This window comes from Luteibacter sp. 22Crub2.1, from assembly GCF_900167995.1.
Lineage (GTDB): Bacteria > Pseudomonadota > Gammaproteobacteria > Xanthomonadales > Rhodanobacteraceae > Luteibacter > Luteibacter mycovicinus.
In genome coordinates, this window is the sequence record NZ_FUYT01000015.1 from 57,479 (window position 1) to 69,922 (window position 12,444).

11 protein-coding genes are annotated in these 12,444 nt (G+C 64.0%); all 11 read left to right on the forward strand.

All coding sequences use genetic code 11. The features are described 5' to 3' along the window. The 11 genes from flgJ to fliE all read left to right on the forward strand — a co-directional run bounded on the left by flgJ (nt 1) and on the right by fliE (nt 12,428). A complete protein-coding gene (flgJ, locus tag B5X73_RS16020; RefSeq protein ID WP_090350645.1) occupies nt 1–1,008 on the forward strand; it encodes a flagellar assembly peptidoglycan hydrolase FlgJ in 1,008 nt (335 codons plus the stop codon). Nucleotides 1,009–1,044: 36 nt separating this feature from the next. Further along, the gene (flgK, locus tag B5X73_RS16025; RefSeq protein ID WP_036111180.1) at nt 1,045–2,916 is read left to right on the forward strand and encodes a flagellar hook-associated protein FlgK; all 1,872 of its coding nucleotides are present in this window, start codon (nt 1,045–1,047) and stop codon (nt 2,914–2,916) included. 3 nt (nt 2,917–2,919) lie between these two features. Next, nucleotides 2,920–4,116 carry a flagellar hook-associated protein FlgL gene (gene flgL / locus B5X73_RS16030; protein WP_079522531.1) on the forward strand — a complete coding sequence of 399 codons (1,197 nt, stop codon included), beginning with the start codon at nt 2,920–2,922 and terminating at the stop codon, nt 4,114–4,116. Between the two features lie 228 nt (nt 4,117–4,344). After that, the gene (locus B5X73_RS16035) at nt 4,345–5,682 is read left to right on the forward strand and encodes a flagellin N-terminal helical domain-containing protein (RefSeq protein ID WP_079522532.1); all 1,338 of its coding nucleotides are present in this window, start codon (nt 4,345–4,347) and stop codon (nt 5,680–5,682) included. 323 nt (nt 5,683–6,005) lie between these two features. Next, on the forward strand, nt 6,006–7,481 hold the full coding sequence (locus B5X73_RS16040) for a flagellin N-terminal helical domain-containing protein (protein ID WP_079522533.1): 1,476 nt from the start codon (nt 6,006–6,008) through the stop codon (nt 7,479–7,481). Nucleotides 7,482–7,615: 134 nt separating this feature from the next. Continuing rightward, nucleotides 7,616–8,980 carry a flagellar filament capping protein FliD gene (gene fliD / locus B5X73_RS16045; RefSeq protein ID WP_079522534.1) on the forward strand — a complete coding sequence of 455 codons (1,365 nt, stop codon included), beginning with the start codon at nt 7,616–7,618 and terminating at the stop codon, nt 8,978–8,980. A gap of 20 nt (nt 8,981–9,000) precedes the next feature. Further along, the gene (gene fliS, locus B5X73_RS16050) at nt 9,001–9,417 is read left to right on the forward strand and encodes a flagellar export chaperone FliS (RefSeq protein ID WP_036111193.1); all 417 of its coding nucleotides are present in this window, start codon (nt 9,001–9,003) and stop codon (nt 9,415–9,417) included. Beyond that, nucleotides 9,414–9,710, forward strand: coding sequence for a flagellar protein FliT (locus B5X73_RS16055; protein WP_051943373.1), 297 nt, complete (start codon nt 9,414–9,416; stop codon nt 9,708–9,710). Before fliS ends, B5X73_RS16055 begins: the two co-directional genes overlap by 4 nt. Nucleotides 9,711–9,739: 29 nt before the next feature. Next, nucleotides 9,740–10,315 (forward strand): PilZ domain-containing protein, encoded by a 576-nt coding sequence (locus B5X73_RS16060; RefSeq protein ID WP_079522535.1) that lies wholly within the window; start codon nt 9,740–9,742, stop codon nt 10,313–10,315. 291 nt (nt 10,316–10,606) lie between these two features. Continuing rightward, a complete protein-coding gene (locus B5X73_RS16065) occupies nt 10,607–12,031 on the forward strand; it encodes a sigma-54 dependent transcriptional regulator (protein WP_079522536.1) in 1,425 nt (474 codons plus the stop codon). Between the two features lie 67 nt (nt 12,032–12,098). Beyond that, nucleotides 12,099–12,428, forward strand: coding sequence for a flagellar hook-basal body complex protein FliE (fliE, locus tag B5X73_RS16070; protein ID WP_036111201.1), 330 nt, complete (start codon nt 12,099–12,101; stop codon nt 12,426–12,428). The last annotated feature ends 16 nt before the right edge of the window (nt 12,429–12,444 follow it).

A 12,444-nucleotide genomic window follows, 5' to 3' on the forward strand; every position in this document is an offset into this window, starting at 1 on the left:
ATGGTGACCGCGGTCGACAACCAGAAGCTTGGCACCTACACGGACATGTCCGGGTTCGCCGGCCTGCGTTCGGCCGCGCAAAAGGACCAGGCGTCCGCCCTTCCCGCCGTCGCCAAGCAGTTCGAATCGATCTTCACGCAGATGATGCTGAAGTCCATGCGTGACGCCAGCGCCGCCATGGGTGACGACATCATGGGTTCGCAGGCGTCGAACGCCTACCGCGACATGTTCGACAAACAGCTCTCCGTGACGCTGTCGCAGGGGAAGGGTATCGGCATCGCCGATATGCTCATCCGCCAGCTTGGCGGCGCATCGTCCGCGCAGGGCGCCTCGTCCGGCAACGGCCTCTTCGCCGGCGTCACGGGCGATGCGAGTACGGTGGATGCGGTCTCGTCCAAGTCTGACCAGGACAGCGGGCTGATGGATTCGCTCGAGCGCATGCTCGGTCGCGCCGGGCAGGCCGTCGGCGACGGCGCCAATGCCGTGGCGAGCGCGGTCGGCAAGCTGTCGATCTCCTCCCCGGAGGAGTTCGTCCAGAAGCTGGCGCCGCACGCGATCGAAGCAGCGAAGAAGCTTGGCGTCTCGGTGCGCGCATTGCTCGCTCAGGCGGCACTGGAGACCGGCTGGGGCAAGCACATGCCGGCGCAGGGCAGCACCACCAGTTTCAACATGTTCGGCATCAAGGCCGGCAGCAGCTGGGACGGCAAGCGCGTCAACGTACCGACTCTCGAATACGAAAACGGGGTCGCCGTGCGCAAGAAGGACAGCTTCCGCGCTTACGACTCACCGTCCGACTCGTTCAAGGACTACGCCGACATGGTCGCGAGTAGCCCACGCTACGCGGATGCGGTGGGTCGCGGTGATGACGTGAAGGGTTTCGCCAAGGCGCTGGTCAACGGTGGTTACGCCACCGATCCCAGCTACGCACAGAAGCTGGCCGACATCGCCAATGGTCCGGTGATGAAACAGGCCCTGGCCGCGCTCGAACGCGTCGCGGCCGACCTGTAATCCACGGGCTGACGAAAGGACAGAAGGAACGTAACGATGGCCGATCTGCTCTCCACAGGTGTCTCGGGTCTGCTTGCCTCGCAAGTGGGTCTGTCCACCGTCGGACACAACATCAGCAACGTCAACACCGCGGGGTATACGCGGCAGACGACGACGTTCAATGCGCGCACGCCTGAATACAACGGCGGTTACTACGTCGGTCAGGGCGCCGATGCGGTCAGCGTGCAGCGGGCGTACAGTCAGTTCCTCACGCAGTCGATGTGGTCGGCCAACTCGGGACAATCGCGCGCGTCGCAGTACGCCACGCTGACGGCGTCGGTGAATAACATCGTGAGCGGGTCGGCCAATCTGCAGACGGCGCTCGACGGTTTCTTCGGGGCGGTCAGCGACGTGGCCAACGCTCCCGTGGATACCGCCAGTCGTCAGGCCCTGCTGGGCAAGGCCAGTACGCTGGTGTCGACCTTCAAGTCGCTGTCATCGCAGTTTCAGCAGCTGGACCAGTCCACCAACACGCAGATCAGCACCGCGGTCGATTCGATCAATGCGCTGACCAAGACGATCTCCGACCTCAACGGACAGATCCAGCAGGGTTACGCGGGCGGGGCAGTGCCGAACGACCTGCTCGACTCGCGCGATCAGGCGATCTCGCAGCTCTCGCAGCTGGTCGGCGTCAACGTCACCCAGAACGACAATCACATGGTCACCGTCACGGTAGGCAATGGCCTTTCGCTGGTCAATGGCACCGATTCGGCGAAGCTTTCGACGGCCCCCAATCAGTACGATTCGTCCCGGCTCGAAGTGACCGGCCCCGGTGGCTCGGTCATCAGCAGCCAGCTGGGATCGGGTTCGCTCGGCGCGACGTTCGATTTCCGCACCAACGTGCTCGATCCGGCACGCAACCAGCTGGGTCGCGCCGCGATCGCGATGACGGACGCGTTCAATCAGCAGCACGCACAGGGTATCGACCTCAACGGCGACGCGGGCGGCAACTTCTTCACTATCGCCAACCCCGCCGTGTTCAACAGCACGGCCAACAAAGGCACGGGTTCGATCGCGGCCACGGTGTCCGACGTCTCCAGGCTCGATGCATCCGACTACGTCATGCGCTTCGATGGCACGAACTGGAGCGCGACGACCACGGCCGGTGTCACCGTACCGATGACCGGTACGGGCACCGCCACGGACCCATTCAAGGTCGGCGGTCTGTCCATGGTGGTGAGCGCGGGCGCGGTGGCGGGCGACTCGTTCCAGATCCAGGCGACGCGCAACGCGGCATCGTCCATGAGCGTTGCGATCAGCGATACCAACAAGATCGCCGCGTCGGGTCCGCTGGCGGCCACGAAAGGCTCGGCGAACACGGGTAAGGCCACGCTGGGCGGCCTTACCGTCACCAACGTGGCCGATCCCGCTTTCAATACGCCGGCCAGCATCGTCTTCACGTCCCCGACGACCTACACGATCAATGGGGTGGGTCCGAATACCTACGCCGATGGCGACACGATCACCGGCAATGGCTGGACATTAAAGCTTTCCGGCGTGCCGGCCGCTAACGACACATTCACCGTGAAACCCGCCGGCACCGCCAGCGGTGACAACGGAAATGCGCTGGCGCTGGCCAACGTGGCCAGCAAGGGCGTGCTCGACAACGGTGTGACCACGGTGGGCAAGTCGTACAGCCAGCTGATCGCGCAAGTGGGTACGGCGGGCGCGCAGGCCAACACGGCACTCGATGCGCAGCAGAGCATCCTCGACCAGGCCACGGCGGCGCAGCAAAGCCTGTCCGGTGTGAACATGGATGAAGAAGCGGCCAATCTGTTGCGTTTTCAGCAGGCCTACTCGGCATCCGCCCAGGTCATCACCACGGCGAACACCATCTTTCAGTCCCTCCTGAGCGCGGTACACGGATAACTCATGCGTATTTCGACTTCATGGGGTGCACAGCAAGCGGTCAACCAGATGCTGGATCGCCAGTATCAGCTGTCGCAGACCCAGCTTGCCCTGGGCAACGGCAAGGCCATCCAGACGCCGTCCGATAATCCGGCGGCCGCCGCGCGCGCCGTCGACGTCAGCTCGGCCAGCGCCCAGAACGATCAGTACACGCGCAACATCAACTCGGCGACGACGCGACTGTCGACGGAAGAAACCGCACTCACCTCGGCCGGCAATATCCTCGACCGGATCCGGTCCATCACGCTGGAAGGCGTGAACGGCACGCAGACCGACGAATCCCGCCAGTCCATCGCCACCGAGCTGCGACAGACGCTGAATCAGCTTGTCGCGCTCGGCAACAGCAAGGACGGCCAGGGCGAATACATCTTCGCCGGTAGCCGTACCACCACGCAGCCGTTCACGATCGACGGCCTGTCGGTGAGCTACGGTGGCGACCAGACCCAGCGGATGGTCGCAGCGGCCGCCGGCCTCCAGGTTGCGACGGGCGACAGTGGCGATGACGTCTTCATGTCGATCCGCGGCGGCAATGGCACGTTCGTGACGACCGCGGGTGCAACGAACACGGGAAGCGCCGTTGTCGGCGCAACCTCGGTCACGGATGCCACGCAGTGGGACGGCGGTAATTACACCGTCAACTTCACCTCGGCGACCACCTACGAGATTCATGACGCGGCCGATCCCACGGGCACGCCTCTGTCGACCGGCACGTATACCGGTACCAGCGGCACGATCAGCTTCAAGGGCGCGCAGCTCAATGTCACCGGTACCCCTGCGGCGGGCGATTCGTTCAGTGTAGGTCCGTCGTCGTCGCAGGACGTGTTCTCGACCATCGCCGGCATCATCAGTGCGTTCGAAGCGCCCGGCGGCGGCGCGGCGATGAACAATCAGGTCAACGCCCAGCTGCAGAATCTCGACCAGGCGGCCACCAGCCTGCTGAACACGCGTACCAAGATCGGCGCACGCATGAACACGCTCGACCAGCAGTCGGACATCGGTTCCGACGTCAAGCTTTCTTATGACAGCACCTTGTCGGATCTGACCGAGCTGGACTACGCGAGTGCAGCCAGTAAATACACCCAGCAGCAGACGGCGCTAGATGCCGCACAGCAGGCCTACGTGAAGATGCAGAATCTGTCGCTGTTCAATTACCTGAAATAGAACGCGCCTCGACGTTCGCATTTGCGACATTTCAAGGCGGCCGCAAGGCCGCCTTTTTAGTGCGCGAAATCCGGACTCATCTTCCTCCGGGCCCTACATCAAACTCATCCACCGCCGTCACTAGCCCGCCTGCAAATCGCCGATCACCTCTTACGGCGAATTCCCTTTTAGCGGGCACGCGACGCCGTCGCGTAAGCGGCGTGCCCGCCACGAGAGAAGGACATTCTCATGGCTCTCACTATCAGTACCAACATGGCGTCGCTCAACGCACAGCGACACCTCGGCATGACCCAGAGCAGGCTGGCCGAGGCCATGCAGCGCATCACCTCGGGCAAACGCATCAACAGCGCAAAGGACGACGCCGCCGGTCTCGCTATCGCGACACGCTTCACCACGCAGATCAACGGTCTCGCACAAGCCCGTCGGAACGCCAGCGACGGCATCTCGCTGTCGCAGACCAGTGAGGCGGCGCTCGACGAGGTAACGGCCAACCTGCAGCGCATCCGCGAACTGGCGTTGCAGTCGGCCAACGGCTCGAACTCCGGTGTGGACCGGCGCGCCCTCAACAACGAGGTGGTCGAACGCCTCGAAGAAATCACCCGCATCGCCACACAAACCAATTTCAATGGCATGAAAGTACTGGACGGAAGCGGCTCGCGCTTCACCTTCCAGGTCGGCGCCAACGTGGGCGAAGTGATTCAGGTGGGCCTTGGGCTGGGTATGCGTGCGGATCAGGTCGGTCAGGTAGCGAGTGGCTCGGTGGATATCGCATCGGCGTTCGTCTCCAAGCCTTACGCGTTCACGCAGGATCCTGCGAAGGACTGGAGCAATGCCAACGGGAAGAGCCTGGGTACGGTGGACTACGATGGCGTCAGGGTCGACTGGTCGCTCTATAAAGGCGACGCCGTCGACACTGCGCGTGGCTTTCTCGAAGGCAAGCTCGGTCGTGACTTCAGGGTTGCCGCCAACGGCGACAAACTCGACATCGTGAGGGTAGGGGGCGACCGCCTCAGCCTGGCTAAAGGCGATCTTTCATTTACCAATGGCAGCGGCGAGCGCGTCGACATCATCGGATCGTTCCGGGACACGCAAAGCGTCGCCGATGCCATCAATGCCAACGGACGAAGCGGTCTCTCCGCCTTTGTCGGTGAAAACGGATCGTTACGTTTCGATTCGCGGTCGGCCGTCAGCGTGTCGGGGGCTCTGGCAGGCAAGCTCGGATTTTCCAGTGATTACGCCATGGACACCACGACATCCCTGGCCGATGGCTCGGTGCTTACGCGAGATGCGGCATACGCCCTGGTGGCGCGCGTCGACGCGTCACTGGAATCGGTCAGCTCGACCCGGTCCACGCTGGGTGCCGTGCAGAATCGCCTGGAGTCCACCATTCGCAACCTCGACAGCATCCGGCAGAACATGACGGAGTCGCGCAGCACCATCATGGATTCCGACATCGCGGAGGAGACCGCAAAGAAGACGATGGCCATGATCCTTCAGCAATCGGGTGTCTCGGTGCTCGCACAGGCCAATTCGTCTCAACAGCTCATCCTCAAATTGCTGGAGTAATTCCACGGCCAGGCGGCACAGGCTCAGGCGCCCCCGCGAGTCCGCCGGGGCGCGAACTTCCGCTGCCGAATCGACGTATCTGGCGTTGTGAAATTGACCCTAAACCCGGAGCCGACCCTGCCGATAAATTGACTGACGGAGCCTGGGCGTCACCGCCTACACGGTTTCGATCAAGAAAGTTGTTGACAGGTAGAAAAAGTTCTCAAGTTTCCTCCCGGCGTGCCGTAAACCTCTCTGAGGCGGAAGGCTTCCTTCACGGAACCCCGCCGGACTACGCCGCACAACCTCCGGCATTTCGGTTCCGCTTAAAAAGGATCAATCCCATGGCACTGACCATCAACACCAACATCATGTCGCTGAATGCTCAGCGTAACCTGAGCACCTCGCAGACGAAGCTCTCGTCCGCGATCGAGCGCCTGTCGTCGGGTAACCGCATCAACAGCGCGAAGGACGACGCCGCCGGCCTCGCGATCTCGACCCGCTTCACGACGCAGATCAACGGCCTGAACCGCGCCGTGCAGAACGCCAATGACGGTATCTCGCTGTCGCAGACCACCGAATCGGCCCTCGACGAAGTCACGAACAACCTGCAGCGCATCCGCGAACTGGCCGTTCAGTCGACCAACGCTTCCAACTCGTCTTCGGACCGCGCGGCACTCGACGCCGAAGTCCAGCAGCGTCTGTCGGAAGTCACGCGTATCGCCACGCAGACCAACTTCAACGGCATGAAGGTCCTGGACGGTTCCGCCCAGAACCTCAGCTTCCAGGTCGGTGCCAACGTCGGTGAAGTGATCACCGTCGGCCTCGACAAGGGCATGAAGTCCAATCAGGTCGGTCAGCTGGCTTCGCAGACGGTCGACGTCTCGTCCAACTTCACCGTCGCCGCCGATGCCGCCGCCACCAAGGGCACCTTCACGTCCGACGCTTTCACCGGTGCCAACTACACGGGTGCCGCTGCCAAGACCTTCAAGGTCGGCAACACCAACATCACGCTGAACACCGATCTGTCGGGTGACACCGATGGCAGCGCGACGGCTGCGGCGATCCAGGCCCAGCTCACGAGCGCCGGCGATACGTCGGTCGCCGTGTCCGCCGCGGGCGGCAAGGTCGTCTTCACCGCCGGCACCGCCGGTGCGGGTGCGGCTCCGGCCCCGACGGGCGCTGGCGCCGCCATCTTCGGCACCGGCACGGCTGTTGCCGGTACGGACGCCGTGAAGGCGGGCGATGCCAAGTCCCTGACCATCGCTGCGGGTGCGGCTGGCGCCAGCATCCAGCTCGCCGACGGCACCAACTTCTCGCTCGCCGGCACGTACAAGGATGCTCAGGGCCTCGCCGACGCCGTCAACTCGAAGTCGGGTTCGGGCATCAGCGCCTACGTGAGCTCGGATGGCAAGAGCCTGACGATCTCCTCGGCCACGGGTTACACCGTCAGCGGTACGCAGGCCGGTACGCTCGGCATCACGACGCAGGCCGTCAGCACGACCTCGACCCTGGCCGATTCCAGCGTCAAGACGGTCGACGATGCGAACAAGACGATCAACCGCATCGATGCCGCCCTGCAGTCGGTTTCCGATCTGCGCTCCACCCTCGGCGCGGTGCAGAACCGCTTCGAGTCGACCATCTCCAACCTGCAGAACATCTCGCAGAACCTGACCTCGTCGAAGTCGGCCATCACCGACGCCGACTTCGCTCAGGAAACGGCGAACATGTCCTCGGCTCAGATCCTGCAGCAGGCCGGCGTCTCGGTCCTCGCCCAGGCCAACCAGAGCCAGCAGATCGTTACCAAGCTCCTCCAGTAATGGTGACACCGCCATCCCGGGGCATCCCCGGGTTGGCAGGGTAATTGCTTAGTTGTCCACGGCTGGCTCCCACTGGGGGTCAGCCGTCGACAAATTGGCGCCCCGGGCAGTGAGGCGTCTTCACGGAGAGTCTCATGGCCACCAGTAGCAGCACCGTTACGCTCGGATCCAGCTCCATCGACGTCGCGTCCATCGTTACGAACCTTGTGAACAACAAGCGTGCGGCGAAGGACAGTCAGATCTCGACGGCTCAGACCAGCACCAGCACCCAGATTTCGGCGATCGGCAATTTCACCTCGTCCCTGACGAGCTTGCAGGCCGCCATCAAGTCCCTGACCGACGGTACCGCGTTCTCCACGCTGAAGACCTCGATCGGCGACTCCACCGTCCTCTCGGCGACGACGGATTCCACGGCCAAGGCCAACGTCTACAACATCGCCGTTACCCAGCTCGCTACCTCGCAGAAGACCACGTCGGGCGCGTTCGCCAGCGCCAGGACGACCGAGGTCGGCACGGGCACCCTGAGCATCGCGGTGGGTGACAAGTCCATGAGCGTCGATATCGCCTCGCCGGCGAACACGCTGCAGGACGTGCGCGACGCGATCAACAACTCCAAGTCCAATCCCGGCGTCACCGCCAGCATCGTCACCGGTACCGACGGCGCGCATCTGGTGCTGACCTCGCAGACCACCGGTGCGGCCAACGCGTTCACGGTCACCTCCAGTGGCGGCGACGGCGGCCTGGCGCAGCTGGATTTCGATCCCGCGACGGATACCCCGACCATCAAGGCGCAGGACGCCTTGTTCACGGTCGACGGCACGGCGGCCAGCAGCCCCACCAATACGACCTCGACGGCGATCGACGGCGTGACACTGTCGCTTGCCAAGACCGGCTCGAGCAGCATCACCATCAGCAACGACACCAGCTCGGTCAGCACGGCGATGCAGTCGCTGGTCACCGCCTATAACTCCTTCGTTTCGACCTACAGCACGCTGACCAAGTACGACGCGACCAACCAGCAGGTCGGCGCCCTGATCGGCGATGCCACGGTCAATTCGATCAAGAGTCAGGTCTCCCAGCTGCTGGGTTCGCAACTGACTGGCGCCACCGCCAGCCCGCGCTCGCTCAGCGACCTGGGTGTGTCTTTCCAGGTCGACGGCACGCTGAAGTTCGACACCACGAAGCTGAGCTCCGCGCTGAGCTCGAACCCGAGTGGCGTGAAGGACCTGCTGAGCGGCACCAACGGTATCGCGCCGAAACTCGACAAGCTGGTCACCGGCTGGACCTCGTCCAGCGGCATCCTGACCCAGCGCACCACCAATCTGAATGCCAAGCTCAAGGACCTGGCCGATCAGCAGACCGCCTGGGACTCGACCATGACCGACTACACGAAGCGCCTGACCACGCAGTACACGGCGCTCGACACCATGATGACCAAACTCAGCAGCACCAGCAGCTACCTCACGCAGCAGTTCGACGCGCTGACCAAATCGTCCTGATCGCAGGACAGGAAACCCACATGGCACTTGGATACTCCCGCGGCGCTGGCGCCTACCAGCAGGTCCGCACCGGTGGCGGCCTCGAGCAGGCCGACTCGCACGGTCTCATCACCATGCTCATGGATGGCGGTCTGGAACGCATTCGCCTGGCGCTGGCGTGCATGGCTACGGGCAACGTCGCGGGCAAGGGCGAGGCCATCTCGAAGACGATCGAAATCGTCGGCGGTCTCCAGTCGGGCCTCAATCACGACGTGGCCACGCCGCTGGTTTCCCAGCTGGACGCCCTGTACGACTATATGAGCCGCCGTCTCGTACACGCCAATCTGCATAACGACGCCGAAGCCCTCGAAGAAGTCGCGCGCCTGCTCGGGCAGATCCGCGACAGCTGGGTGGCCATCCCGGTCGAGGCTCGTCAGCTCGCCGGAGCAGGCGCATGAACGACACCCTCTGGTGCGACCTCCCGCGCGTCCTCGACCTGACCGAGTCCATGCATGCGGCCGCCAGCGAAGGTCGCTGGGATGAGCTCACCGAACTCGAAGCCCAGCGCGAGCCTGTCCTGCGGCAGGGGAGCATGCGTCCGGCCCCCGAAACGCTCGAGTCGCTGAAGTCCATCATGTTGCTGGATGGCCTGATCAAGGACCTCGTCTCGGCGGCTCGCGACGAGACCGCGGCGCAGTGGGACACGTCCCGTCGGGTTCGCCGCGCCGTCGCCGCGTATAATTCGTTCTGATCGACACATCCTTTGGCGGGGACGGACGGATGACTGACGAAGCGTGGAAGGCATTCTCCGATCGCGTAGCCTGGGATTCCCGGTTTCACGCCACCTGTGAGATCACCGAGCGTCCCGATCCGGCCGCGCTGGCCTTGATCAACGACCGCAACACCAATGTCCTGGTCGCCGTGTCCGCCCTCATGGACCGGCGCAGCGACACTGGCGAGGACGACAGCCCCCTGACCCAGGAAGTGGCCCGTCTGGACGCCAAGCTCAACGTCCTGATGGAGATCGTCAACCGGCTCCTCCTGCCCCAGTCCGTCCTGCCTCCCCGCATTCCGGTCCGCGTGAACGCCGCGGGCGCCGCCTTGCCATGGGACGGCCTGCCCGCCGTGGGCACCCCGGTCATGCTGAAGCTGCATTTCGACGTGTGCCGGGCCCTCCCGCTGGAGCTGCCGGGCGTTCGCCTCGCCGGTCCCACGGACGGCAAGGGCTTCATCGCCTTCGAGGGCCTGACGGAGTCCGTCCGCGACGGTATCGAGCGACTGGTGTTCCGCCAGCACCGCCGCCAGGTGGCCGAAGCACGAGCCCACGCACGGCCTCAGGACGGATGGGGAGAGTGAAGTGACCTTTTACGTCACGTGACGTAGGAACGTCGCGTGGCGTCCTGCGTCACATTCGTGACGCGTGTTGTCAGGGCTGACACCAAGGGGCGCCCTCACGTCGTCATCACTTGCCGAAAAGGTTTTCCTCACACCTTCGAAAGCCCCGTACTTACGTGAATCTCGGCCTTGTGGCGCCAGAATTCCGGCGTTGGCACGCTCCTTGATTGATACCTTGCAACGAAGGCGACGGGATTCCATCGCGAACCCGCTCACGGGCCTTCGATCACACGCAACGTGAGGTATCTCAGGATGAAGTCTTCCAACTTTCTCGTCGTCGAATCCGACGCATCGCGCGCTGAAACCGTCGCTTCCGCGCTGGCTTTCCTGGGTTACCGTCCCGTGCTCGCTCACCGCATGCAGGCTGCGGACGCCGCCGAAGGCTGGCGCGCCGCTTATGTCGGTACGGTGGAAGACGAAGCCGAACTCGAAGGCTATCTGGCTGCCCTGGGTCGCCACGGCCGCAACCTGCCGCTCCTGGTCTCGGCCGATTCCCCGGTCGCCAGCGCGCTGATCGCCGGCGACGACGCGCAGAGCCTCAACGTCGAGCTGATCGACATGCCGCTCCGCTACGAGCGTCTGTCTGAAGCCCTGCGCACCCTGCAGTCGCGCATGCAGCCGGTCCAGAACCACCTGCGCTTCGTCGGCCAGTCCGGTCCGATGCAGCGCGTCAACGCGCTGATCCGCCAGGTGGCGCCGTTCGATTCGAGCGTCCTCGTGCTGGGTGAGTCCGGCAGCGGTAAAGAGCTGGTCGCCCGCACCATTCACGACTGCTCGCCGCGTCGCGACAAGCCGTTCGTCGCGATCAACTGCGGCGCCATTCCGGCGGAACTGCTCGAAAGCGAACTGTTCGGTCACGAGAAGGGCGCGTTCACCGGCGCGATCAGCACCCGCAAGGGTCGTTTCGAAATGGCCGAGGGCGGCACGCTGTTCCTCGATGAAATCGGCGACATGAGCCTGCCGATGCAGGTGAAGCTGTTGCGCGTCCTGCAGGAGCGCGTTTTCGAGCGCGTCGGCGGTAACCGCCCGCAGCGCTGCGACGTGCGCATCATCGCCGCGACCCATCGCGACCTCGAAGGTGCCATCGAGCGCGGCGGTTTCCGGGAGGACCTGTTCTATCGCCTGAGCGTGTTCCCGCTGGAAATGCCGGCCCTGCGCCAGCGCCTCGAAGACCTGCCGGCCCTGATCGCCGAGTTCAACCAGCGCCTGCTGCAGCGTGGTCTGACCTCGGTGCGCTTCGCGCCGAGCGCCATGACCGCCCTGTGCCGTCACCCGTGGCCGGGCAACGTGCGTGAGCTGTCCAACCTGGTCGAGCGTATGGCCATCCTCATGCCGCAGGGCGAGGTCCGCGCGGCCGACCTGCCGGAAAAGTACCGGGGCGCACTGCCGATCGAGGAAGTATCGGGTGCGGCACTCATCGCGATGATGGAAGCCGAGCCGGAGCCGGTGGTCGAGACCTTCGGTTTCTCCGGCGACAGCGATCCGGCGGTGCTGCCGCTCGGTGGCCTCGACCTGAAGGACCACCTGGCGGGTATCGAGATCGGTCTGATCCGTCAGGCGCTGAACTCGGCCAACGGTGTCGTTGCCCATGCGGCCAAGCTGCTGCGCGTCCAGCGCACCACGCTGGTCGAGAAGCTGCGCAAGTACGGCCTGTCGGAAACCGTGCAGGCCGGTTGAGTCGCGTCGGTTTGGCACACCTCGTGCATCGGGTGTCGGTAAGCCGATAACGCGTTGGAAAACCGTCATGACCACGATCGATGTGAACAGCCTGCTGCTCCAGATGCGCCGCATCAGCGCGCAGACCGAGATGCCCGCGATCCGGGGTGTCGGCGAAACGGGGCAGGCGGCGAAAGGTTCCTTCGGTGACGTGCTCAAACAGTCGATCGACGGTGTCGCGCAGTCGCAGGCCAAGGCATCGCAGATGGCGTCGGCATTCGAGCGCGGGGACCCGGGTATCGATCTGGCGCAAGTGATGATTCAGGGCCAGAAGGCGGATCTCTCCTTCCGTGCCATGACCGAAGTGCGCAACAAGATGGTCGATGCGTACAAAGAAATCATGAACATGTCGATCTGATCGCGTTGATCCGATC

Bases quoted from the DNA above. Each gene is read 5' to 3' on its own strand.
- flgJ (WP_090350645.1), top strand. From the start codon at position 1: ATGGTGACCGCGGTCGACAACCAGAAGCTTGGCACCTACACGGACATG.
- flgK (WP_036111180.1), top strand. From the start codon at position 1,045: ATGGCCGATCTGCTCTCCACAGGTGTCTCGGGTCTGCTTGCCTCGCAA.
- flgL (WP_079522531.1), top strand. From the start codon at position 2,920: ATGCGTATTTCGACTTCATGGGGTGCACAGCAAGCGGTCAACCAGATG.
- B5X73_RS16035 (WP_079522532.1), top strand. From the start codon at position 4,345: ATGGCTCTCACTATCAGTACCAACATGGCGTCGCTCAACGCACAGCGA.
- B5X73_RS16040 (WP_079522533.1), top strand. From the start codon at position 6,006: ATGGCACTGACCATCAACACCAACATCATGTCGCTGAATGCTCAGCGT.
- fliD (WP_079522534.1), top strand. From the start codon at position 7,616: ATGGCCACCAGTAGCAGCACCGTTACGCTCGGATCCAGCTCCATCGAC.
- fliS (WP_036111193.1), top strand. From the start codon at position 9,001: ATGGCACTTGGATACTCCCGCGGCGCTGGCGCCTACCAGCAGGTCCGC.
- B5X73_RS16055 (WP_051943373.1), top strand. From the start codon at position 9,414: ATGAACGACACCCTCTGGTGCGACCTCCCGCGCGTCCTCGACCTGACC.
- B5X73_RS16060 (WP_079522535.1), top strand. From the start codon at position 9,740: ATGACTGACGAAGCGTGGAAGGCATTCTCCGATCGCGTAGCCTGGGAT.
- B5X73_RS16065 (WP_079522536.1), top strand. From the start codon at position 10,607: ATGAAGTCTTCCAACTTTCTCGTCGTCGAATCCGACGCATCGCGCGCT.
- fliE (WP_036111201.1), top strand. From the start codon at position 12,099: ATGACCACGATCGATGTGAACAGCCTGCTGCTCCAGATGCGCCGCATC.